Genomic DNA, 24,763 nt, shown 5'->3' with positions numbered 1-24,763 from the left:
TTACCTAGAATGACCGCTTTATCATAAAACCAAAGGTTAACATGTCTTCTATTGGCCACCTATTTGATCAGAACCGTGAATGGTCTGAAAATATCAAACAAGATAATCCCGATTTTTTTTCCAACCTTGCCCAACAACAATCGCCAAAGTATTTGTGGATTGGTTGTTCTGATTCACGCGTACCGGCAAACCAACTGTTAGGATTAGCACCCGGTGAAATTTTTGTTCACCGAAATATCGCTAACCAAGTCATCCACACAGACCTAAACTGCTTATCGGTTTTGCAATACGCTGTTGAAGTACTCAAAGTTGAGCACATTATTGTTTGTGGTCATTACGGTTGTGGTGGTGTTGCTGCCTCACTTGAAGACAAAGACTTTGGCCTAATTGATAATTGGTTAAGACACATTAAAGACGTGCAGCGCTTTCACAAAGAAAAACTTGCGCAAGTTACTGATCACACTGAAAAAGTAAATCTGTTATGTGAGTACAATGTTATCGAACAAGTCGCGAATGTTTCAAATACAACTATATTGAGAAATGCTTGGCAACGTGGTCAAAACGTTACTGTACACGGTGTAGTGTACAACTTAGGCGACGGTGTTTTAAAAGATCTCGAAGTCTCTTGCGCTGGCCGAGGTTAGCAATAGCAATAAACCTTCTTTCAAGCGTTAACGCGGTAAATTAAAGCGTTCTAGCGTTAAAGCATTCAAGCCCTTAACGGCGTCATTCCCGTGGTGTTTTAGTAGGGAATCTTTGGAGTTTTGAGCTGTTAGCTGTCAGTCAGGAGTTAAATGCTGTAATGCTTTAAGGCTGAAAGGTGAAAAGAATACGTCTTTCCCGAAGTGTCTTAGTCGGGAATTTAATACTTAAAAGCAGAACTTTTCAATTTCGCTGTAAGGCAATAAGGCTGTAACGCTGAAAAATACGTCATTCCCGAGGTGTTTAAATCGGGAATCTCATACTTAAAAGCAAAACTTTTCAATTTCGCTGTAAGGCAATAAGGCTGTAACGCTGAAAAATACGTCATTCCCGAGGTGTTTGAATCGGGAATCTCATACTTAAACGCTTGATAGCAAAATCAAAAAAAGGCTAGGATATTTAATCTCTAGCCTTTTTTGTACGCTATAACTTTCCTGCTTCCTAGCTTTCCAGCTTTCCAGCTTTCCAGCTTTCCAGCTTTCCAGCTTTCCAGCTTTCCAGCTTTCCAGCTTTCCAGCTTTCCAGCTTTCCAGCTTTCCAGCTTTCCAAGCGGATTATAAAACGCCACGCTCCATTTGGTTCAATTCAATCGACTTGAATAACGCAGTGAAGTTACCTTCACCAAAACCTTTGTCGTCAACGCGTTGGATCATCTCAATAAAGATCGGGCCAAAAATATTCTTCGTGAAAATCTGTAATAAGTAGCTATTTTCTTTTTGGCTATCCACCAAGATTTGGTGTTCTTGAATACGCTTCTTATCTTCTTTAACCCAAGGAATACGATCAAACACATCATCATAGTATTCAGGGACAATATTCAAGGTATCAATAATACCTTTATCTAATTGATCTAAAGAGCCAACTAAATCGTCCGTAATAAACGCTAAGTGCTGAACACCTGGACCATTGTACTCGTCTAGGTATTCGTCGATTTGGTTGTTGTTAGTACCTTTACCTTCATTAATTGGAATAGAGAACAGGCCACATGGTGATTGTAATGCGTAAGACACAAGTGCCGTTTTCTCACCTTTGATATCGAAGTAACGCACTTCGGTAAAACCAAAAACGTCTTTGTAGAAGTTAGCCCACTTCTCCATCGTTCCTTGGTAAACATTATTTGTTAGGTGGTCAACGCGTAAAAAGCCTTTATCTTTGTTGATCACAGGCTCAGCTAAATCTTCAAAATCGTCGTTGTAAATTGAACCTTTGTCACCAAATTTATCAACGAAATAGATCAAGCTATCACCAATACCGTAAATGGCAGGGTATGGTAATTTATTTTCCGCGTCCATTGCTGACTTGGCGCCACGCTCGATTGCTTGCTCAAAGGCAAACTGAGCATCTTCTACGCGCCAACCCATTGAACAAATGGCTGGACCATGAGATTTAGCAAACTCGCGAGAAAAGCCTTTCTGTTCTTTGTTTAATAAGAAGTGAATGTCGTTTTGACCAAAGTATTCTACATCACGGCCTTTTAACTTTTTCGTTTTTGAAAAACCAAAACCGTAAAATACTTGCTCCATATAATCGCTATCTGGAGTTGCATATTCGGTAAATTCGATACCGCAAAGTTTTAAAGGATTATTCACTGTCGTCATATCTTTTTCCTAATAATAATTATGACTGCATTATTAACGGGAAAATTCGATAGCAAAAGCCTTAGAGCCAATCCAATTAATGAGTGGATTGTATAACTAAATTTACAAGCCCTTTATCGAAAAATTAATCAAGTGCTCGCTAGGCTATACAATGCCTAGACAACCGACGTAAAGAATAAGTTACACAGATTATTTTAAGGTAATCATTACTTTTAATCAGCCAAAATATGACGACTTAACAAGTAGTGGTATTAGCCTTATTTCAAGGCATAAAAAAGGAGCCTAAGGCTCCTTTTCATTATGTACATTAACTAAGCTATTAGTTGTAACGGCGTGGTCTCTCGCTGCGCTCACCACGAGGTTTGCGTTTTTGCGTAACCACTGGCGCTTCAGATAATGAAATATCTAACTGTTGGCGACGTACGCGAACACCTTTTAACTTCTTGTAGATATTTGAAGGCATATTCTTCGGCAACTGAACAAAGCTATGACGTTCAAACAAGTTGATTTGACCGATGTAGCTACTGTCTAATGAGATTTCGTTAGCAATTGCGCCAACAATATCACCAGGCTTAGCACCGTGCTCTTTACCCACTTCTAAACGGTATGTTTGCCAATCAACATCACTGCGCACAGCTTTTGGTTTGCGCGGAGCGCGTTCACCACGGTCACCACGATTGTCTCTATCACCACGACGGGCGTCACGACGACCGCCTCTGTCATCTCTATCACGCGCTTCACGGCGCGGTTTAGGATCTTCTTTCGGACATAATGGCTGTTTTAACTGCTTAAGGTGCAATAACGCTGCAGCTAAGTGCTCAACCGACATCTCCGACTCTTCAGCCATTTTCTCAACGATTTCCATCATTTGGCTAATATCGTTATTGGCTAATACATCCACTAATTCTTGCTTAGTGCGGTCAATACGCGCTTTACCAATTTCTTGAATTGTTGGTAATTCAAAATCTTCAACTTTACCCGATGTTAAACGCTCGTAATGACGAATGCGGTACATTTCGCGTGGACGCATAAATGAAATCGACGTACCTTCACGGCCAGCACGGCCAGTACGACCAATGCGGTGAACGTAAACTTCGTTGTCGTCAGGTAAATCGTAGTTGACGACTAGATCGATACTTGGAATATCTAAACCACGGGCAACGACGTCTGTTGCTACCAAGATTTTTAATGCGCCATTGCGCAATTGATCAACGGTGCGTTCACGCTGCGCTTGGTTCATATCACCATTAATCGCCGCGGCAGCAAATCCTCTCGACTCAAGGTGCTCTGCCACTTCAACGGTGTCGTTGCGGGTACGAACAAACACGATCATCGCTTTGTAATCTAGTACTTCAGAGACACGCTCTAGTGCCGTTTTCTTGTTAAGTACACTGACTTTCCACACTAACTGTGTAATATTTGCCTTAACTTTCTTAACAGGCGCTACGCGTAAGTGCTCAGGATCTTTTAAGAATCGGTTAGCAATTTTGCGAATTTGCGGTGGCATTGTCGCTGAGAACAATGCCATTTGTGTATCGTCGCTTAAGTGATCTAAGATCCACTCAATATCTTCTAAAAAGCCCATGTTGAGCATTTCATCAGCTTCGTCTAACGCACAAAATTTAACGTGCTCTAGTTTCAAGCTTTTACGACGTAAGTGATCCATCATACGGCCAGGCGTACCAACGATCACTTGGGCACCACGCTCAATTTGCGCAAACTGCGGGCCATAAGATTGACCACCGTATACCGTTGCCACGCGCAAGCCTTTCATATTTTTAGCAAACTGTTCAATCGCTTCAGATACTTGAATCGCTAATTCACGTGTAGGTGCAATCACTAGCATTTGCGGCTTGCGAATCGAGGTATCGATACTCGCTAATGCCGGCAAGCCAAACGCGGCAGTTTTACCGGTACCCGTTTGTGCTTCACCTAATACGTCTTTGCCTGCTAATAACGGTGGAATAGTCATCGCTTGAATCGGTGTTGGGTTCTCGAAACCCATTGTTTTTAAAGCAGATGATAAAACTTCAGGCAAGCCTAAAGCGTCAAAGCTCACTTGAGCATTGTTTGATTCAGTCATAAATTGTCTTCTCAAGGCAGGATTTTCCTGCGTAAACCTAAGAGGAAACCACCTTGAAGACCACGCGGATAAGAACTAATCTCGAATTGATTAGTAGAACAGTCTATTTGGCGGATTTAACCCCAACGAATAACTAATTAACATCTTGCCAACAATTGCTTATTTGCTGAGCGCTAATTAGTGAGGCGCGAATCATACTGACATTTACAAATATTGCAAGTAAAACCGCCAAATTAGCGTCAAAAACCAGAAAAAAGCCAGCATATTAACACTGGCTTTACAATTACCCCTTAACGATTAAATGTTAACGCACTGGTTAATTATTCATCTTCGCCTTCTAAAATATCAGCAAACTGTTTGAGTTTATCTAGGGCTAAACCGTGAATAGATTTTCGAGGGTAGCGACCCGTTGAGTTCATCTCACCTGCCATTGTCGACATTAAAATAGCCAATGCTTGATCGATATCTTCAACCGCATATATATGAAAATCACCGCGTTTAACTGCGTTAATCACATCATCATTAAGCATTAGGTTCATGACATTCGTACGTGGAATGATGACACCTTGCGTGCCGGTTAAGCCGCGATCATTACACAACTGATAGAAACCTTCGATTTTTTCATTAACCCCGCCAATTGACTGAACCTGCCCATGTTGGTTAATCGAACCCGTGATAGCTAGGCTTTGATCTATTGGCAGGTGAGTAATCGCTGAAATTAATGCACATAACTCAGCCATTGAAGCACTATCGCCATCGATATGACCATAAGACTGCTCAATCGCAATATTGGCTGATATCGATACTGGAAAGTTTTGACCGTACTTGTGGCCTAAATAACCCGTTAATAGCATGACTCCTTTTGAGTGAATCGCTTTGCCTAGATCAACCTCTCGCTCAATGTCAGTAACCCCATTAGAGCCCGCATAAACCGTTGCGGTAATTCGGGCTGGGGTGCCAAAAACACTTTCGCCAATTTCAAGTACCGTTAAGCCGTTAACCTTACCAACTTCTTTACCTTGGGTTGAAATAAGTACTTGGCGCTCTTTTATGTCAGAGAGCCAAGTCTCACTAATTCGGCCGGTTCTGCGTTTTTTCGCTAAAAGCGCTTGTTGAATATGATCTGCGGTTATTTCTTCGGTATCACCTGATTTTTTCGACAAATAAACCGCTTCATCTAATAGATCATTAACCACGACAATGTTGGCAGAAATTTTTGACTGATGTTCAGCTTTTCTCAAGGCATAGCGCACCATTTCAGCCAAGGCTTGATTGGTGATTGGCGGGTAGCCGAGTTTATGAGCCCGTTGCCTAACAATCGTGCCATAGGCTTTTAAGTTTTCGTCGTCGTGATTTAAATGACGATCGAAATCAGCCAACACGCGAAATAGTTCAGTAAACTCCTGATCGTATTCTTGTAGCATATAGTAGAGATCGGGCTCTCCTAACAATACCACTTTAACCTTTAACGGGATCTTTTCTGGTTGCAGACTATAAACACTGGGTGGAGAAAACTCACTGTAAGGGTTTTCTATGGTAATTTGACCCGTTTTTAACGCGAGTTTTAGGCGTGACCAAACCAAAGGCTGATTGAGTAGTTTTTCAGCATCTAGCAACAAATAACCGCCGTTGGCTTTGTGTAATGCACCCGCTCTAATTAATTTATAACTGGTATAGGTAGTGCCTTGGAACGAGGCAAAATCGACTTGACCAAACAAATTTTGAAAGGTTGGATTTTGCTCATAAACCACGGGTGCGCCTTGGTCATTACTGCGATCAACCAATAAATTTGGCACAAAGCGCTCAACCATGATTTTACGGGTTTCTTTGTCATCACGGGTTTCGGTCGATTCATTCGCCAAAACTTCTAGGACTTCTTCAACAATATATTTTTTTATTGTTTTGAAATACTTGAGCACACCTAAGTTACTGGCAAATTCGTGCTCCATCTCTTTAATTAACGGCTTGATACTTTGTTTGGCGGTATCAAAGCGCAGCTTGCGTTGCTGCTCAGCTGAAGTGCGTTTCCACAGCGGCAATTCTAATAATTGCTCCGCTAAAAAGTGCTCAAGTTCGGCGAGCTGTTGGTAAAAGTCACTGCGTTGTTGCTCGGTAAGCAAAGCAAACTCTTTGTCATTGATTGGCTTGCCGTCAACCATAGGTGAAAAGCCAACTTCACCTTTGTCTTCATAGAGTGCAACGCCCATATCAAATGCGTGTTGTTCAACTAAATCAATAGCTTCGTCGTATTGCTTATTAAATGCGCGATCAATTGCCGACTTTTGTCTTTGATAACCTGGGTTATCAAAAATTTCAGGAAACAAGCCAATTAAATCATCAATAAAGGTGTTCAATCGGCTAACTAATAACTTGCCCTCACCGGGATTTAAATAGAGAGCAAATGGCGCATGGCCATCATCAAAATTGTTGGTATAACACCACTCACTTGGTGTTTCTTGCTCTTTGGCAAAGCGATTCAGCATTTGCTTGATTAAGGTTTGGCGGCCCGTACCGTGCTCACCCATGGCAAACACGTTAAAACCAACAGACGGCATAGACAAGCCAAATTCCAATGCCTCTTTAGCTCGCTCATGACCGATAAACGACTGCTCATTGATAGAGTCATTATCAATGGTGTCAAAAATCGAAGATGATATCGAAGCCGTTAATTGATCGGCACTTAGCCTGTTATTCTGGGCAGTTTGAGGCATATAAAACTCTTTTAAGGTACTACAAATACTTGTTTTTTCGCTATTGTACTGCGCAAGCACGGAAAAACGCAAAACTTGAATACTGAAAGGTTCAAAGGTTTTAAGGTTCAAAGGTTTTAAGGTTCAAAGGTTATAAGGTTATAAGGTTATAAGGTTCTAAGGCTCTAAGGCTCTAAGGCTCTAAGGCTCTATGGCTCTATGTGGTGTGACCCCATAATAATGGACACATTTAACTTTCTCGTAAGTATCGAGCTAATGGTACTTCTCCATGAGTGCCATGCACTCTAAATCGGTTATAAATATTTTCAATATAACCCGTAACCCTTTGACTCATGTATTTCAATGGCTGTACCCCTTGTGGGTGTAGCCATTGTTGTTTCATGAGTGAGAAAAAGCTTTCAACACAAGCATTATCCCAGCAGTTTCCCTTACGAGACATACTAATTATAGCACCTTGAGCATTTAGCCACCGAACGATCAAGTCACTTTTATATTGAGAGCCTTGGTCTGAATGACAAAGAACACCATTTAAGTTACTGAGCTTACTAAAACGCTTTGCATTCAAATACGCCTTTTTAACTAAATCCGAAGTTGCTGCGCGCCCTTGACTGTAACCAAGCACAGCTCGAGAATATAAATCGATAATGACGCAAACATACAGCCAACCTTCACGACAATAAACTTGCGTAATATCCGTCGCCCAAACTTGATTTACTGATTTAGGTAAAAACTCTCGGTTTAATAAATTGGGCCGTGTGTTAATACGGCTAACCTTAGGGTAGCGCTTTTGTTTTCGAGACATAACAGCACGATAGTGCTGTGCCTGTAATAGGCGTTGAACCCTATTAGGGCTTGCTTGATAGCCTTCAGCAAGTAATTGCTCATGAATCTGCCGGTAGCCAAATGCCCCTTCAGATATTTGAATTATCTTGTCTATTGCACGTAATAACTCAGCGTTGCTTGCATCTCTTTTCGATGTGCCACGCTTAAAGTACGCATAAAAACCAGAGCTTGATACATCTAGCAGTTTACACAAGTGAAGAGTATCTCCAGGCGTTCGAATTTGCTCTATGAACTCGAATTTTTCTGCCGTTTTTCCTTGAAGAACTCTTCCGCCTTTTTTAGGATTTCAATATCTTCATTCGCACGTTCAAGTTGTTTCTTTAAACGTTCATTTTCTTTTTCAAGTTGTTTGTAGCTTTTATCAGGACCTTTCAATTTTTTTAACTCCACTGGAACTATTGGATCTGATGAAAGGTATTTTTTACGCCACCGCTGTATCATGTGAACATTTATGCCAACTCGCTTGGCAAACTCTGGGAGAGTTTCAATGCTTTCAACAGATTGTCTTACAACATCCATCTTACAGCATTCACTGTATTGTTTTCGAGATTTGTATCGCATAGACACCTCTAAATATTAAATTTAAAAAGGTGTCCACTAAAACGGGGTCACTCTACTTCCTACTTTCCTACCTTCTTACCTTCTTACCTTCGCTCTTTCCTACCTTCTTACCTTCGCTCTTTCCTACCTTCCTACCTTCCTACCTTCCCACCTTCAAGCCTTACCGCGTTGCTACCTTATAGCTTTTTACGGCATCAAAGGTTGGCGAGTAAATGACGAATGCCCGCACGCTAAACAATCTATCACTTCACTAAAATGACTATGATGATGCGGGTGACCACACTCTCGACAAATAAGTACACCAAAACCTATAAAGTCACCGCTGTGATATACGCCATCGTGATCAAAGTCTTCTTGCAATTCAGCCCACTCTACCTGTGATTTATCCGTCACTTTTTCTAGTGCTAACCACAGGGATTCGTTAAAAACATCAACTGATGGTGAGTTTTCAATATCAACTTTTTGCTTTTCTTGAAACTCTTTTAAGTCGTATTTTAAGTTTTCAACAAATTGTTCAGCCTTTTCTTCTGACATCTCTTCCGATTTTTTTAAGTATTCCTTTGCCTTATCAACAACCTCGACCAAATCTTTTAATTCGTGGGTTTTAACATCTTCAAGCCAATCAGCAAGCTTTTGATTAATTTGCTCAAACTTTTGTTTATAGTCAGCCATGGCCGCTCCATTTGCAGTTATCATTCTTGCTTTGAGTATAGTTCAACAATTTTTGTTGGTGCTTTGTAAATCTCTCACTGAATATGCTTGGTTTTAGTTGTCGAGATAAGGTATTCTATCGGGATAATTTTATTCCGTATTTACTGGTTAAATTTCATACTAAACCATGCTAAATACGACATTTAATGATTAATTTCGAGAAAGTCTTAATGGAATCCATTTACAACCCGCAAGCGATTGAAGCACAAGTGCAAAAGCATTGGGCTGAAAACAAAACGTTTAAAGCTCAAGAAAAGCCTGGTCAAGAGAAGTTTTACTGTTTATCAATGTTTCCGTACCCAAGTGGTCGATTACACATGGGCCATGTGCGCAACTACTCACTCGGCGACGTAATTTCTCGCTACCAACGCATGCAAGGCAAGAACGTTATGCAACCTATGGGTTGGGACGCCTTTGGTTTACCGGCAGAAAATGCGGCGATCAAGAATAATTCGGCGCCAGCTAAATGGACATACCAAAACATTGATTACATGCGCAATCAGCTAAAATCACTAGGTTTTGGTTACGACTGGGATCGCGAATTAGCGACCTGTTCAAAAGAGTATTACCGCTGGGAGCAGTGGTTCTTCACAAAGCTGTATGAAAAAGGCTTAGTTTACAAGAAAAATGCAACGGTTAACTGGGATCCCGTTGACCAAACCGTACTTGCCAACGAGCAAGTTATCGATGGTCGCGGTTGGCGCTCTGGTGCCATTGTCGAGAAAAAAGAAATCCCACAATGGTTCATCAAAATCACCGACTATGCAGAAGAATTACTTAACGATTTAGATCAACTTGAAGGTTGGCCTGAACAAGTTAAGACCATGCAGAAAAACTGGATTGGTCGCTCTGAAGGTGTCGAGATGACCTTCCAAGTTGCCGATTCAGACGACAGCTTTGAAATTTACACCACGCGTCCAGACACCATTATGGGTGTTACTTATGTTGCGTTAGCGGCAACTCACCCACTGTCGATTAAAGCCTCAGAAAACAACACTGAGTTAGCTGACTTTATCAGTGAATGTAAAGCACAAAATGCCACCGAAGCCGATATGGCTAACATCGAGAAAAAAGGTGTTGATACTGGTCTTAAAGCGATCCACCCTTTAACTGGTGAGTTAGTGCCTGTTTGGGCGGCGAACTTTGTCCTGATGGATTACGGTTCAGGTGCGGTTATGTCTGTACCAGGTCACGACCAACGCGATTTCGAATTTGCCACTAAATACGGCTTAGCAATCAAGCAAGTTATTGAAGGCACAGAAAACGACGATATCAGTGTTGCTGCAATTACTGAAAAAGGTAAGTTAATCAACTCAGGCGAATTTGACGGTTTAAACTTCAAAAAAGCATTTAAGCAAATTGCTTGGAAGTTGTCACAAGAAGGCAAAGGTCAAATTCAAGTCAACTACCGTTTACGCGACTGGGGCGTTTCGCGTCAGCGCTATTGGGGGACACCAATTCCAATGATTAATTTGGCAAACGGTGAATCGGTACCTGTGCCTGCTGACCAATTACCGGTTGAATTGCCAGAAGATGTTGTGATGAACGGTGTTACCTCACCAATCAAAGACGATCCAGAGTGGGCAAAAACCACTTACAACGGTGAAGCAGCATTTCGTGAAACAGACACCTTCGACACCTTTATGGAGTCGTCTTGGTACTACGCACGTTACTGTAGCCCATCAGACGATGGCCAAATGCTAGATCCAGAAAAAGCCAACTATTGGTTACCGGTTGATCAATACATCGGTGGTATTGAACACGCTATTTTGCACTTATTATATGCTCGTTTCTTCCACAAACTATTACGTGATGTTGGTTTAGTAGAATCAGACGAGCCGTTCAAGAGCTTGTTATGTCAAGGTATGGTGTTAGCCGATACCTACTATCGCGAAGCTGAAAACGGTGCCCAAGAGTGGATTTCACCAACTGACGTTGAAGTGGAACGCGACGACAAAGGCAAAATTATCGCCGCCAAATCAAAAATTGATGGCGAGCCAGTAATTTCTGCTGGTATGAGCAAAATGTCAAAGTCGAAAAACAATGGTATTGATCCGCAATCGGTTATCGACCAATACGGCGCAGATACGGTGCGTTTATTTATCATGTTTACCTCACCACCAGAGCAAACCTTAGAATGGTCTGATTCAGGTGTAGAAGGCGCACACCGTTTTTTAAAACGCGTATGGAAGCTAGCACATGACTTTAGCGAATCAGGTGATGCGCCAGCACTTGACGGTTTATCGTTAAACGCAGCGCAAAAAGCAACGCGCCGTGAGTTACACAAAACCATTGCGAAAGTATCTGATGATATTGGTCGTCGTAACACCTTTAACACCGCTATTGCTGCCGTGATGGAGTTAATGAACCACGTAACTAAACAGTCGATGGAGACCCCAGAAGACAGAGCGGTTATGCAAGAAGCTGTGCGTGGTATTATCTTAATGTTAACGCCTATCGTACCGCACTTTGCTCATGAAGTATGGAATGCGATTGGCGACGGCAACGCAATCGAAGACACTTTATGGCCAACGGTTGACGAGTCAGCACTCGTTGAAGACGAAAAGCTGATTATCGTGCAAGTAAACGGTAAATTACGTGCAAAAATCACCGTGAGTGCTGATGCTCAGCAAGATGCGGTTCAAGCGCTGGCGATGGCTGACGAAAACGTATCGAAATTTACCGAAGGTAAAACCATCCGCAAAGTTATTTTCGTGCCAGGTAAGTTATTAAACATAGTAGCAAACTAAACGAAAACTAAGCTAAGATACAAGGGGCGTAATTTACGCTCCTTTTTATTTTATTTGGAAGCACTTGCTCAGGATATTGACGCTAATATGCCAACGATATTTTCACTGCCTGTAAAGCAGTTACAAAAGCTATTTTTTACACTTTTTCTAACTTGTTCAATTGCTAGTTGCGGCTTTCAATTACGCGGCCAATACCTGTTACCCGAAGAGTTGCAAACGCTTTATGTCAGCTCGGAAGATAACTTTGGCGAGCTTACTCGCCTTGTTAAACAGCATTTGACCATCAACGATGTAACCGTATTAGAAAGCGCAACCAGTAACACGCCAGAGCTGAGAATACTGCGCGATCAATTAAATCGCAGGACCTTATCGGTATTTCCCAATGGTCAGGTGGCGGAATACGAGTTGATTTATACCGTCAATTACCAGATCACTATGCCTGAGCAAGAGGTGCAAAATTTCCGCTTTGATTTATACCGAGAATATCAAGACGATCCTAATTTCGCACTAGCAAAATCACGCGAGTTAAATTTGCTACTAAGTGAAATGCGCAAACGCGCTGCCGAAAGAATTTTGCGCGAGCTCGCTTCCGTAGACGTTAGCGGAGCTTAGCGATGCGGGTTTACCACAACAAACTATCACAATCTCTAAGCCAAGGATTACCGTTAGTTTGTTTAGTGTTTGGTGATGAGCCATGGCAAAAAATTGATAGCCTAAACCAAATAAAACAGCACGCCAAAGCCCAAGGTTTTGATGAAACTATCCAATTCAGTGCCGATACAAACTTTGACTGGCAAGAAGTACACGCAGAGTATTACGCGATGAGCTTGTTTTCAGGCCGCAAGATTATCGAAGTAGAGCTGACCAACAACAAAGTGTCTGAGGCTGGCAATAAATTACTCACCGAACTAGCCAATGATCTAACCCCAGATAATTTACTGATCATTCACGGTGGTAAATTAGAAGCGCGTATTACCAAACAAAAATGGTTTACTCATTTAGATAAGCAAGGGATTTATGTCGCTATTTACGACGTAGAAGGTCGCCACTTAAGCCAGTGGCTTACGCAGCAAGCAAGGCAATTGGGTTTATCGTTAACACCTGAAGCTAACCACTATATGGTGACGATTTTGGAAGGCAACTTATTAGCGATGTCACAAGAGCTAGAAAAGTTTGCCCTGCTCTACCCAAATCAACAACTCGATATTGAACAAGTCGAAGCCTTAACTATCAAGCAAGCTAAATTCAACCCTTTTCAATTAGTTGATACCCTGCTAACAGGTAACTTTAAAAAACTGATTTTAATGCTAGAAAGCCTTGCTCACGATGGTGTCCATGCGAGCCAACTGGTTTGGATATTACACAAAGAAATCAGTCAGCTTGCGCAAATGCACGAACAAATCGCGCAAGGCGTTGCGTTTGCTCAGTTATGCAAAGATTTTCGCATTTGGGAGAAACGTAAACCTGTCTACCAACAAGCGCTACAAAACACCGCATTGAACAATCTCTACATTGCCCTTGGTCGACTGGCCGACATCGACCAACAAATCAAATCGTCAAGTGACTTTGATGACATGCTCTTGCTCACCGATGCCTGCATTAGTGTTTTTCACGGCGATGTGACCAATAAGCTACCACTCGATTATTCAAGTCAGTCATAATGACCAAAAAACTTCAACGAATAGGGCTATTTGGCGGCACGTTTAATCCAATTCACTTAGGCCATATTGACACCGTCGAGCAAGGGGCAAAATTACTAGCACTAGACAAAGTCGCCTTGATGCCGGCCAATATTCCGCCCCATAAGGACAAGCCGACAATCGCCAATCACCACAGAGTTAACATGCTCAACTTGGTCTGTCAGGACAACCCTAGGTTTTACCTCGAGCCTTATGAACTAGAGCAGACAGAAACCTCGTATACCGTTAACACCTTAAAAGCGTTCAAGCAACATCAGCCAAACCAGCGCTTGTATTTTTTTATTGGCATGGATTCATTAGTTAACTTTCATTTATGGCGTGATTACCAAGAAATTTTGGCGATGACCAACCTCATTGTTAGCACCCGACCAGGTTACCAATTAAGCCAGGTTATTGATGAACTAAAGCCTCGGTTAATCAGTTATCAAGCGTATCTTGCCAACCACCAACATGAAACCGGCCACATTATTTTGTTACCAGAAGTTAACTTAGCTATTGCATCATCAGATATTCGCCGACTAGTCGAACAAAACAAATCGATAAACTCGCTCGTACCACCTAGCATAGAGCAATATATCGACACCCATAAACTGTACCAACAAAACTAATGGCAATGTGATGACGAACACAGGGGAAAAGTGGTAAACTCTGGCTTATTTTCCCCGATACAGGATACAAACTTTGCAATTAGACGCATTAAGTGCATTTGTCGTCGACAAAATTGACGATATGAAAGGCCGTGATATAACCGTTATTGATATTGAAGAAAAAGCCAGCTTTGCCTCACAAATGATTATTTGTTCGGGCAACTCGAATCGCCATGTGAAATCGATTGCCGATCACGTAGTTATCGAGTGTCGCGCTGAAGGTCATGAACCACTTGGCCTTGAAGGTAATGATGTCGGTGAATGGTCACTCGTTGACTTGGGCGATATCATCGTTCATGTGATGACTGACGAAATGCGTGACAGATATCAGCTTGAGCAGTTGTGGTCATAGTAGTAGATTATCCTCTCACTCATTTCATTTAACAGGCTGTTAGTTAACTATGCGCATTACCCTCTACGCTGTCGGCAACAAAATGCCGAAATGGGTTACTGAAGGATTTAACGAGTATACCCGGCGCTTTCCAAGAGATATGTCGTTTCACTTAGTTGAGATACCGCCGGGCAAACGCGGTAAAAATGCCGATATAGCCCGCATTCTTGAAAAAGAAGGTGAGCAAATGTTAGCAGCCATTCCCAAAGGTTCTCGCATCGTAACTTTGGAAGTATTAGGCAAGGCTTGGGATACGCCAGAGCTCGCTAAGCAACTCGACAGGTGGCAAAACGATGGCCGAGATGTCGCGCTGTTAGTTGGGGGGCCTGAAGGTCTTGCGCCGGCTTGCATTGCCGCTTCTGAACAAAAATGGTCACTGTCAAACCTGACGCTTCCCCACCCTATGGTCAGAATTTTTCTAGCGGAAAGTCTCTACCGTGCGTGGAGCTTAAACAACAACCATCCTTATCACAGAGAGTGAGATGGCTCGTCGTAAACGCGTAACTATCAGAAATCACAGCGCCGAGGCAAACTTATTTGCCCGCCGTGCATTTATTGCACTGATTGGCGTAATCATCATGCTCTTGATTCTATTTAGTAACATTTACGACTTAGAAGTTAACTCCTACGAAAAATACAAAACGCGGTCAAATTCAAACCGCATAAAACTACTCCCCGTCGCGCCCAATCGCGGCCTTATTTACGATAGAAATGGCGTTTTACTGGCAGAAAATAAGCCCGTTTACTCGTTAGAAATTATTCCGGAGCAAACTGACGATATTAAAGCGACTGTCGCTGAACTATCTGAATTACTTAACATTTCACCAGAGCACCAAGCCAAGTTTTTTAATCGGTTACGCAGTAATCGCCGTTTCAAACCGGTCGAACTGTTTGCGCGGTTAAGTGATCACCAAGTAGCACTATTTAGTGTCAACCAGCACAAATACCCAGGTGCCACCATTGAAGCCTATCTCAAGCGCTACTATCCATTTGCCGATTTAACTACCCATTCACTCGGCTACGTTGCCCGTATCAACTCTCGTGATGAAATAAAACTAGAAGAAGCCGGTAAGAGTGAAAATTACGCCGCTACGCGCAATATAGGTAAATTAGGTTTAGAGCGTTATTACGAGGACATTCTGCATGGCACCATCGGCCACCAAGAAGTAGAAGTCAATAACAAAGGCCGCGTAATTCGCACGCTAAGTTCAACACCGCCGATCCCTGGCAAAGATCTGACACTGACCTTAGATATTGAACTACAAATGATCGCCAAACGTGCATTATCAGGTAAACGAGGCGCAGTAGTTGCAATTGATCCACGCGATGGTGGCGTGTTAGCCATGTATTCAAACCCAAGCTACGACGGTAACCTGTTTGTGCACGGGATCAGCTCAAAAAATTACAAAAAACTACTCAACTCGAAAGACTTGCCCCTGATCAACAGAACAGTGCAAGGTTACCCGCCAGCTTCAACAATCAAGCCTTTTGTCGCGATAGCTGGCCTAGAACATGAAATCATTACACCTGAAAGCAAAATTAACGACATTGGTTGGTATCAGATAGAAGGTGTTGAAAAGAAGTATCGCGATTGGAAGCGCTGGGGCCATGGTTGGGTTGATTTAACGACCGCAATTGAACAGTCGTGTAACGTTTACTTCTACGATCTAGCGTACAAACTCGGGATCACCAAAATCAGTACTATGATGGCAAAGTTTGGTTTTGGTGAGTACACGGGCATTGATTTACACGAAGAATCGCGCGGGATCCTGCCAAGTGAAGAATGGAAACGCGGCCGTTTCAACCAACCTTGGTACGCTGGCGAAACCGTATCTGTCGGTATTGGCCAAAGCTTTTGGACAGTAACACCACTACAGCTCGCACAAGCAACCTCGATATTGGTGAATCAAGGCGAAATCAAAACCCCACACCTATTGAGAGCGACAACGGAGGTTGAGGCGGGATTTGCAACAGATCATCAAGCTAGCGAGCAAACCCCTTATCAAATAGAAGATAAGCCACCGGTACAACTTAAAAATCATCAACACTGGAATGAAGTGTTAGATGCTATGCACAATACGGTGCAAAAAGTCGGCGCAACAGCTCACCCAGCTTTTGTTGGTACTCAATATGATGCGGCAGGTAAAACGGGCTCAGCGCAGGTTGCTAGCCTAGGTGAAGACGAAGAATACGAAGCGGAAAAAATTCAAGAAAACAAACGCGATAATGCGATGTTTATTGCTTTTGCTCCCTATGAAAACCCTGAAATAGTTGTTGCTGTAGCGATAGAAAACGTCGCCAAAGGCGGTGGTGGAGCGAACGCAGCGCCAGTAGCCCGCCAAATTATGGACCAATACTTTGGCAATCGCGTTATCGAAAGCCAAAACATTGCGATTCATCCGCATCACAGTGAGCATTATCACATGAACCCAAGACAAGGTGGTCATTAGTGTCGTCAAGAATGTCATCAAGAATTGGTCACGACCAAGCCAAAAAACCAACCTTTTGGCAACAGATCCATATTGATTTACCGCTACTTATTGGCCTGTTGGTATTGATGTCACTTGGGCTATTTATTGTCTATAGCGCAGGTGGACAGGATATTGGCTTAGTTAAGCGCCAAGTAACTCGGCTAGGTATCTCATTGGTAGTCATGTTTGCCATTGCGCAAATCAATCCGCTGATTTATCGCAAGTGGGCCGTGCCACTTTTTATTATTGGTGCTTTGATGTTAGTTGCCGTGCTGCTTGTTGGTCATGTCGGCAAGGGAGCTCAACGCTGGTTAGACTTAGGTTTTATGAAATTTCAACCATCAGAAATTATGAAGCTTATCGTGCCAATAATGATCGCATGGTATATCAGCCAATACGATTTGCCCGCTAAACTCAGTCGCATTTTAATTGCTTTTATTTTGGTGCTAATCCCGACCTTGCTCATTGCCCGACAACCTGATTTGGGCACGTCCTTGCTAATCGCAAGTTCAGGGCTTTTTGTTATTTTTTTAGCCGGAGCGAGTTGGAAGCTAATTGGCAGCTGTGTTGGCCTTGCTTCAGCATTTACACCAATTATGTGGATGTTTTTGATGAAAGATTATCAAAAACAACGCGTATTAACTTTTTTAAATCCTGAGCAAGATCCCTTGGGCTCCGGTTACCACATTATCCAGTCAAAAATCGCAATTGGCTCTGGCGGTATCTGGGGTAAAGGTTGGTTACAAGGTACTCAATCGCAATTAGAGTTTTTACCTGAGCGCCATACCGACTTTATCTTCGCGGTTTTTAGTGAAGAGTTTGGTTTGATCGGAGTGATCGGCTTACTGTTAGTTTATTTGGCTATTGTGATGCGCGGATTGTGGATAGCGGTCAAAGCCCAAAATGCCTTTACTAAACTGCTTGCCGGTAGTATTACCCTCACCTTTTTTGTCTACGTATTTGTCAACATCGGTATGGTGTCTGGCTTGTTGCCGGTGGTTGGTGTGCCATTGCCATTAATTAGTTATGGCGGTACATCAATGGTGACATTGATGGCAGGATTTGGCATGCTTATGGCGATAGGTACGCGCCGACGCTTTATTGCTTAAAGAAACAGTGAAACCTCGGCGAGATTTCAAATCCAGTGATAAAGGTTGCCATGCTCGTAAAAAACGTCTTAGTTCTTGGTCTAGTCGCTAGCTTACTCTCTGGCTGTGTTAGCACCTCTCGCTATAGTCAGAAACACGACACCACACCGTCTCGCTTGCCAACCAACAGTGAACTTGAAGATGCTATTCCTACCTTTGAGCCTCCCTCTCGTGGTGGCAACCGTGATTACACGGTCAGGGGTAAACACTACAAGGTAATGAAGTCGTCTAAAGATTTCTCGGAAGTAGGTATCGCGTCCTATTATGGCGAAAAATTTCACGGTCATTTAACCTCAAATGGTGAAATTTATAATATGTACGCGATGAGTGCGGCTCACAAACACCTGCCACTGCCGTCTTATGTTAAAGTGACCAACCTTGATAACAACAAAACCGTTGTAGTTCGGGTCAATGACCGTGGACCTTTTCATCCGGGTCGCGTTATCGATTTAAGCTTTAGCGCTGCCTACAAGTTAGACATGCTAAAAAATGGTACGGCTAACGTCCGCGTTGATATTATTGAGCGCTCTCAAACGGCTCAAGTTAAGGCGAGTGAAGAAAAACTGCCTAGCCTAAACCCACAGTCGAACGAAGTTACAGCCACTGTTAGCGAGCCCGTAACAGATGCTTACATAATTCAAATTTTTGCCACCAAAAATCCAACAATGGCAGATTCACTGGTCAATGCTTTGACCTCACTGTATCAAAAACCAGTTCAAACAGATGAAATAAATGGAATTTTTCGGGTTCAGCTTGGTCCAATTGCTACACAAGATGAAGCCGATGAACTGCTTGCGATGATAAAATCTTCCGGCTACCCAGAAGCTTTTAGTAAAAAAGTCACAATGTAGAAAATTCGCGCTGGATCGCACATAGCCAAGTCGTCTAAAAGTGATATACTACTTGGCAATTTTGACTCCTCATAAGATTAGACATAAAAAGGTAAACTATGACCAAAGCTTTGGCCTCTAGAAAATCACCAAAATCTCGTTTTACACTTTTCTCACTTATCAGCGCAGTTACCTTATCAGCAATGTCGATTGCACAAGCTGCAATTATTCCCGAGCCACCGCAAGTAAATGCTAAAGGTCATATATTAATTGACTACACAACGGGTAAAGTCATTGCCGAAGGTAATGCCGATAGTCAATTAGCGCCAGCGAGCTTAACCAAAATGATGACAAGTTACGTTATTGGTAAAGAGATTGCGCTCGGTAATATCAGCCCCACAGACAAAGTCATGATCAGTGAAGCGGCTTGGGCAAAAAACTTTCCTGAGTCGTCAAAAATGTTTATTGAAGTCGGCACTGAAGTCACTGTAGATGAGCTAAATCAAGGGATTATTGTGGCCTCAGGTAACGATGCGTGTGTCGCCATGGCTGAGCATATTGCCGGCAGTGAAGGTGCTTTTGCCGATATGATGAACAGCTATGCTACACAGCTGGGCATGACAAGCTCATTCTTTGAAAACAGCCATGGTTTAGACAGCCAAGAGCATGTTACAACACCACGTGACATGGCAACGCTTGCTATCGCACTAATTCGCGATGTACCAAGTGAATATGTGCTTTACAAGCAAAAGTCATTCACCTACAACAATATTAAACAATATAACCGCAATAGCTTATTGTGGGATAAAAGCATGAATGTCGATGGCATTAAAACCGGCCACACGTCACAAGCAGGCTATAGCTTGGTGACCTCTGCAACCAAAGGCGACATGCGATTAGTCAGTGTGGTTATGGGCACGGAAAGCGAGCGAGCTCGTAAAGTTGAGAGTAAAAAGTTACTCAACTACGGTTTTAGATTCTTCGAAACATTTACACCTTATAAAGCAGGTGACAAATTTGCTGATCACCGCGTATGGATGGGTGATGTCGAAACTGTCGGCTTAGGCATTTTAACGGATACACCTATTACCATTCCTCGTGGCCAACGAAAAAATTTGAAAGCAAATTTTGAGTTAAATGAGCAACTTATCGCCCCAATTCAAAAAGGCCAAGTAGTTGGTAAATTATTCCTACAGTTAGAAGGTGAAGATATCGCCTCATACCCACTGGTAGCGTTAAAAGAAGTTGACGAAGGTAGTATGTTCTCGCAGTTTGTCGACTATATTAAGCTGCAATTTGAAAACTAATCGCCAAAACTTTTCTAAAAATCCCAGCTTAGCTGGGATTTTTTTTGCCTTATAACCAATCGCCAGTCTTTAAAAAACTTGTTCATAGCCCCATCTATCAATCCATGTTAAAATATCGCGAATTTTTACCCTGCATATAAGGGTAAACAACGCTTGATTGATTAAGAGTACTGCAATGAAAACTAAGTTTGATGAACTTTTAGACTTCCCTACCGTATTGAACTTTAAAGTGATGGGGGTAGCTTGTGACGAGTTGCCTGACTTAATTATTGCCGAATTGCAAAAACACACGCCTGGCGATTACACGACAACGATCAAGCCTAGCTCGAAAGGTAATTACCACTCAGTTTCTGTACCCGTAACAGTGACGTCAAAAGAGCACATAGAGCTGATCTATAAAACACTTAATGATATCGAACAAGTGAGATACGTTTTATAACAGCAAACACTTCATCAATTACCATGATATTGATATAAAGTTTCGCTATAATCAGCAAAAACCAAATAAACGAGAGATAAACTTGCAAAATTCGTTAATTATTCGACAGCTTGCCGATATGGAATACACTCGGGTTTGGCATGCTATGCAAAAGTTTACTGACGAACGTGACGAGACTGTCACTGATGAATTATGGTTAGTAGAGCACCCGCCAGTGTTCACTCAAGGCCAAGCCGGTAAAGAAGAACACCTGTTAATGCCTGGCGATATTCCGGTAGTGCAAGTCGATCGCGGTGGTCAAGTCACTTATCACGGCCCAGGACAGCAAGTTATCTACTTTATGATCAATCTGCGCCGACGCAAAATGGGGGTCCGTGAGCTTGTCACGTTAATTGAAAACGCCATTATCGCGTGTTTAGCAAAGTACGATATTACCGCCTACGCTAAACCTGATGCGCCGGGTGTTTACGTTGACGAGAAGAAAATCGCATCACTCGGGCTTCGAGTTAGAAAAGGCTGCTCATTCCACGGCCTAGCACTTAATATTGATATGGATCTAGAGCCTTTTTTGCGCATTAATCCATGCGGTTACGCTGGCTTAGAAATGATCCAAACAAAGAATTTAAACGGCCCACAAACCGTTTCAGAGGCAGGCACAGCACTGACTGAAGAACTCATTACATTATTTAAAGCTACAGATGTTAGCTATGAATCAGGGTTAAAAGCAGAATATGACAACTAAATCTTCACGCATTACACCGGGTACTAAATTACGTGATGCCGACAAAATGGCACATATCCCAATCAAAGTTGTGCCTTCTGAGCGCGAAACCATGTTACGTAAACCCGACTGGTTACGAATAAAACTACCGCGCAGCTCTGAGCGTATTGATCACATCAAGCAATCTTTGAGAAAACACAACCTCCACTCAGTATGTGAAGAAGCCTCGTGCCCTAACCTTTCCGAGTGTTTCAACCACGGTACAGCAACCTTTATGATTTTAGGTGACATTTGTACTCGTCGTTGCCCGTTTTGTGATGTTGGTCACGGTCGCCCATTAGCACCCGATGCCAATGAGCCAGAAAAACTCGCATTAACCCTAAAAGACATGGCGTTAAAATATGTGGTTATCACGTCAGTAGACCGTGATGATTTACGTGATGGTGGTGCTAGCCAATTCGCAGAATGTATCAAAGAAATTGATAAGCACGCACCAAATACTAAGGTTGAAATTTTAGTGCCAGATTTTCGTGGTCGTATGGATAAAGCCTTAGAGATTTTAAACCAGCATCCACCACATGTGTTTAACCATAACCTTGAAACAGCGCCGCGTTTGTATACTAAGGCTCGCCCTGGGGCAAATTATCAATGGTCACTCGATTTATTGAAAAAATTTGGTGAGGCTAACCCTAACGTACCAACTAAGTCGGGTTTAATGGTGGGTTTAGGTGAAACCAATGAAGAAATTTTAGAAGTAATGCGCGATCTGCGTGCCCATGGTGTCACCATGTTAACGATTGGCCAATACTTACAGCCGAGCAAGCATCACTTGCCGGTTGAACGTTACGTTCACCCAGATGAATTTGAAATGTTTAAACGAGAAGCAGAAAAAATGGGCTTTGAACACGCAGCGTGTGGCCCACTTGTTCGTTCGAGCTACCACGCCGACAAACAAGCTGCTGGCGAAGAAGTGAAATAGGTTTCAATGATAAAAGTCGGAAGGTTTAAAGGTTTTTAACCTTTTTTCTTTCCGACCTTTCAACCTTTTAACCTTTAAATTTTCGGTGTCTGACAATTTACGTCAGCATTTTGTCCTCGGTTGCGCATAAAGTGATCCATTAAGGTTAGTGCTAGCATCGCTTCGGCAATTGGCACTGCGCGAATACCCACACACGGATCGTGTCTCCCTTTGGTAACAATATCCATTTCTTTACCATCGACATCAATCGTTTTGCCACTCACGCCAATACTCGACGTTGGCTTTAGTGCCATATGAGCAACGATATCTTGGCCTGACGAAATACCACCGAGTACGCCACCGGCGTGATTAGTCGCAAAACCATCGGGCGTTAATTCATCTCTGTGCTCAGAGCCCTTTTGATTAACAACCTCAAAGCCATCGCCAATTTCAACGCCCTTAACAGCATTGATCCCCATTAATGCATGAGCAATATCGGCATCTAAACGATCAAATATAGGCTCACCAAGGCCAACAGGTACGTGCTTAGCAACAACCGTCACTTTGGCACCAATCGAGTCTTTCTGGCGAATAATACCGCGCAATAACTCATCTAGTTGCTCAAGTTTCGTTGCATCAGGGAAGAAAAACGCATTTTCTTCAACTTGCTGCCAATCGAACTGCTCTGCTTTAATATCAGCAATTTGACTGACACAACCGTGAATTTCAATACCGAGTTTTTGTTTCAAATATTTTTTAGCGACCGCGCCTGCTGCAACGCGCATCGCCGTTTCACGGGCAGACGAGCGGCCACCGCCGCGATAATCTCTAAAGCCATATTTTTGGCTATAGGTATAATCGGCGTGCCCTGGGCGAAATGATTGGGCAATATTACCGTAATCCTTTGAGCGTTGGTCGGTATTTTCAATGATTAAACCAATTGGCGTTCCTGTGGTTTTACCTTCAAAAACACCAGACATAATCTTAACTTCGTCTGCTTCACGGCGCGCCGTTGTATACCTTGAAGTTCCGGGTTTTCTGCGATCTAAATCAAGTTGTAAATCAGCTTCAGATAATTCAATCCCCGGCGGGCAACCGTCGATAATTGCGCCTAAACCTAAGCCGTGACTCTCACCAAAAGTTGTAACGGTGAATAACTTTCCAAATGTATTACCTGACATGAATTACGCTCTTGCTCGAAAAATTGCTAAATGTTGTTCTAATTGTGCTTTGGTTAACATAAACACCCCATGGCCACCTTTTTCAAAAGTTAACCAAGTAAAGTCAACCTCTGGATATTCAACTTGTAGGTGGACTTGTGAATTACCGACTTCACAAATCAACACGCCCTGCTCAGTTAAATGCGCTGACGCTTGTGCCAGTATTTTTCGGGTGATGTCTAAGCCATCACTGCCACTGCCCAAGCCCATTTCAGGCTCGTGAAGAAACTCTTTGGGAAGCGCATCGACATCTTCTTGGTCAACATAAGGTGGATTAGTCACAATTAAATCATAAACCTGCCCTTCAACCCCAGAGAAAATATCAGATTGAATTGGAATAACTTGTTCCATCAAACCGTGGCTTTCAATGTTAATTTGACACACGTTTAAGGCATCAATACTTAAGTCAACTGCATCGACTTCAGCATCGGGAAACTGATAAGCACAAGCTATTGCAATACAACCGCTGCCGGTACATAAATCTAAAATACGCTCAGGTTTTAAACCTTTAGGTAATTGCTGCTTAAATTGTTGCTGAATGAGTTCGCCAATTGGTGAACGCGGCACTAAAACACGCTCGTCAACATAAAAAGGCAAACCAGCAAAGTTAGCTTGATTGGTGAGATAAGCCGCTGGAATTTCTTCATCAATGCGACGTTTAAAAATAGCAACTAGCTCAACCTTTTCTTGCTTGGTTAATTTACAATCACCTACTTGAGCAAATAAATTGTCAGGTAAATTTAAGGTAAACATGGTCAGAAAAACGGCTTCATCCCATGCGTTGTCGGTACCATGACCAAAATAGAGCCCCGCCTGATTAAACGCACTTGCGCCAAACCTTACAAAATCATTGATCGTAAAAAGCTCAGAGAGTAGTTGATCATTTAATTGGTCTGTCACCGAAAACCCCTTGTGAAAATACGTTGTGTTATATCTTGTGTTTGAATTCTTGTTATTTTAGCCAGATGATTT

Annotated in this window: 22 protein-coding genes; 14 read left to right on the top strand and 8 right to left on the bottom strand. The window is 42.5% G+C overall.

The window, feature by feature from the left end:
• Positions 1–41: 41 nt before the first annotated feature.
• A complete protein-coding gene (gene can, locus LP316_RS08830; protein WP_193020641.1) occupies positions 42–644 on the top strand; it encodes a carbonate dehydratase in 603 nt (200 codons plus the stop codon).
• A 612-nt stretch (positions 645–1,256) separates the two neighbouring features.
• On the opposite strand, the gene hppD is transcribed toward can, so the two are convergent.
• The 6 genes from hppD to LP316_RS08800 all read right to left on the bottom strand — a co-directional run bounded on the left by hppD (position 1,257) and on the right by LP316_RS08800 (position 9,170).
• Positions 1,257–2,300, bottom strand: a complete 1,044-nt coding sequence (gene hppD / locus LP316_RS08825) for a 4-hydroxyphenylpyruvate dioxygenase (RefSeq protein ID WP_193020640.1) — start codon at positions 2,298–2,300, stop codon at positions 1,257–1,259.
• A 319-nt stretch (positions 2,301–2,619) separates the two neighbouring features.
• Positions 2,620–4,383 carry a DEAD/DEAH box helicase gene (locus tag LP316_RS08820; protein WP_193020639.1) on the bottom strand — a complete coding sequence of 588 codons (1,764 nt, stop codon included), beginning with the start codon at positions 4,381–4,383 and terminating at the stop codon, positions 2,620–2,622.
• Positions 4,384–4,703: 320 nt separating this feature from the next.
• Complete coding sequence (locus LP316_RS08815; RefSeq protein WP_193020638.1) at positions 4,704–7,094, bottom strand: Lon protease family protein; 2,391 nt, start codon at positions 7,092–7,094, stop codon at positions 4,704–4,706.
• Between the two features lie 229 nt (positions 7,095–7,323).
• A complete protein-coding gene (locus LP316_RS08810; RefSeq protein WP_226960845.1) occupies positions 7,324–8,157 on the bottom strand; it encodes an IS3 family transposase in 834 nt (277 codons plus the stop codon).
• A 5-nt stretch (positions 8,158–8,162) separates the two neighbouring features.
• On the bottom strand, positions 8,163–8,498 hold the full coding sequence (locus LP316_RS08805) for a transposase (RefSeq protein WP_193020637.1): 336 nt from the start codon (positions 8,496–8,498) through the stop codon (positions 8,163–8,165).
• A gap of 186 nt (positions 8,499–8,684) precedes the next feature.
• Entirely contained in the window at positions 8,685–9,170 is a 486-nt protein-coding gene (locus LP316_RS08800) for a zinc ribbon-containing protein (RefSeq protein ID WP_193020636.1), read from the bottom strand.
• Between the two features lie 209 nt (positions 9,171–9,379).
• Here LP316_RS08800 and leuS point away from each other — a divergent pair, with 209 nt between their 5' ends.
• From leuS to lipA, 13 genes are all read left to right on the top strand, one after another.
• Positions 9,380–11,959, top strand: coding sequence for a leucine--tRNA ligase (gene leuS, locus LP316_RS08795; protein WP_193020635.1), 2,580 nt, complete (start codon positions 9,380–9,382; stop codon positions 11,957–11,959).
• Positions 11,960–12,046: 87 nt separating this feature from the next.
• Entirely contained in the window at positions 12,047–12,571 is a 525-nt protein-coding gene (gene lptE, locus LP316_RS08790) for an LPS assembly lipoprotein LptE (protein WP_193020634.1), read from the top strand.
• 2 nt (positions 12,572–12,573) lie between these two features.
• Positions 12,574–13,620 (top strand): DNA polymerase III subunit delta, encoded by a 1,047-nt coding sequence (gene holA, locus LP316_RS08785; protein WP_193020633.1) that lies wholly within the window; start codon positions 12,574–12,576, stop codon positions 13,618–13,620.
• Complete coding sequence (gene nadD, locus LP316_RS08780; protein ID WP_193020632.1) at positions 13,620–14,267, top strand: nicotinate-nucleotide adenylyltransferase; 648 nt, start codon at positions 13,620–13,622, stop codon at positions 14,265–14,267. Before holA ends, nadD begins: the two co-directional genes overlap by 1 nt.
• 73 nt (positions 14,268–14,340) lie before the next feature.
• Positions 14,341–14,658 carry a ribosome silencing factor gene (rsfS, locus tag LP316_RS08775; protein WP_193020631.1) on the top strand — a complete coding sequence of 106 codons (318 nt, stop codon included), beginning with the start codon at positions 14,341–14,343 and terminating at the stop codon, positions 14,656–14,658.
• Between the two features lie 49 nt (positions 14,659–14,707).
• Positions 14,708–15,178, top strand: coding sequence for a 23S rRNA (pseudouridine(1915)-N(3))-methyltransferase RlmH (gene rlmH, locus LP316_RS08770; protein WP_193020630.1), 471 nt, complete (start codon positions 14,708–14,710; stop codon positions 15,176–15,178).
• A gap of 1 nt (position 15,179) precedes the next feature.
• Positions 15,180–17,147, top strand: coding sequence for a penicillin-binding protein 2 (mrdA, locus tag LP316_RS08765; RefSeq protein WP_193020629.1), 1,968 nt, complete (start codon positions 15,180–15,182; stop codon positions 17,145–17,147).
• An 11-nt stretch (positions 17,148–17,158) separates the two neighbouring features.
• Positions 17,159–18,277, top strand: coding sequence for a rod shape-determining protein RodA (rodA, locus tag LP316_RS08760; protein ID WP_193023855.1), 1,119 nt, complete (start codon positions 17,159–17,161; stop codon positions 18,275–18,277).
• A gap of 50 nt (positions 18,278–18,327) precedes the next feature.
• Positions 18,328–19,167, top strand: a complete 840-nt coding sequence (locus LP316_RS08755) for a septal ring lytic transglycosylase RlpA family protein (RefSeq protein ID WP_193020628.1) — start codon at positions 18,328–18,330, stop codon at positions 19,165–19,167.
• A 182-nt stretch (positions 19,168–19,349) separates the two neighbouring features.
• Positions 19,350–20,453: a serine hydrolase gene (locus tag LP316_RS08750; RefSeq protein ID WP_226960844.1), complete on the top strand. Its 1,104-nt coding sequence runs from the start codon at positions 19,350–19,352 to the stop codon at positions 20,451–20,453.
• Between the two features lie 175 nt (positions 20,454–20,628).
• Positions 20,629–20,892 carry a DUF493 family protein YbeD gene (gene ybeD, locus LP316_RS08745; RefSeq protein WP_193020626.1) on the top strand — a complete coding sequence of 88 codons (264 nt, stop codon included), beginning with the start codon at positions 20,629–20,631 and terminating at the stop codon, positions 20,890–20,892.
• 76 nt (positions 20,893–20,968) lie between these two features.
• Positions 20,969–21,634, top strand: coding sequence for a lipoyl(octanoyl) transferase LipB (lipB, locus tag LP316_RS08740; protein ID WP_193023854.1), 666 nt, complete (start codon positions 20,969–20,971; stop codon positions 21,632–21,634).
• The gene (gene lipA / locus LP316_RS08735; protein WP_193020625.1) at positions 21,624–22,592 is read left to right on the top strand and encodes a lipoyl synthase; all 969 of its coding nucleotides are present in this window, start codon (positions 21,624–21,626) and stop codon (positions 22,590–22,592) included. The genes lipB and lipA overlap by 11 nt, the downstream gene beginning before the upstream one ends.
• A 74-nt stretch (positions 22,593–22,666) precedes the next feature.
• Here the strand turns inward: lipA and aroC are convergent, their stop codons facing one another.
• A complete protein-coding gene (gene aroC, locus LP316_RS08730; RefSeq protein WP_193020624.1) occupies positions 22,667–23,752 on the bottom strand; it encodes a chorismate synthase in 1,086 nt (361 codons plus the stop codon).
• A gap of 3 nt (positions 23,753–23,755) precedes the next feature.
• On the bottom strand, positions 23,756–24,691 hold the full coding sequence (gene prmB, locus LP316_RS08725; RefSeq protein WP_193020623.1) for a 50S ribosomal protein L3 N(5)-glutamine methyltransferase: 936 nt from the start codon (positions 24,689–24,691) through the stop codon (positions 23,756–23,758).
• Between the last annotated feature and the right edge of the window lie 72 nt (positions 24,692–24,763).

This window comes from Thalassotalea sp. LPB0316 (assembly GCF_014898095.1).
Lineage (GTDB): Bacteria > Pseudomonadota > Gammaproteobacteria > Enterobacterales > Alteromonadaceae > Thalassotalea_G.
This window is presented reverse-complemented; position numbering and strand designations above follow the sequence as displayed.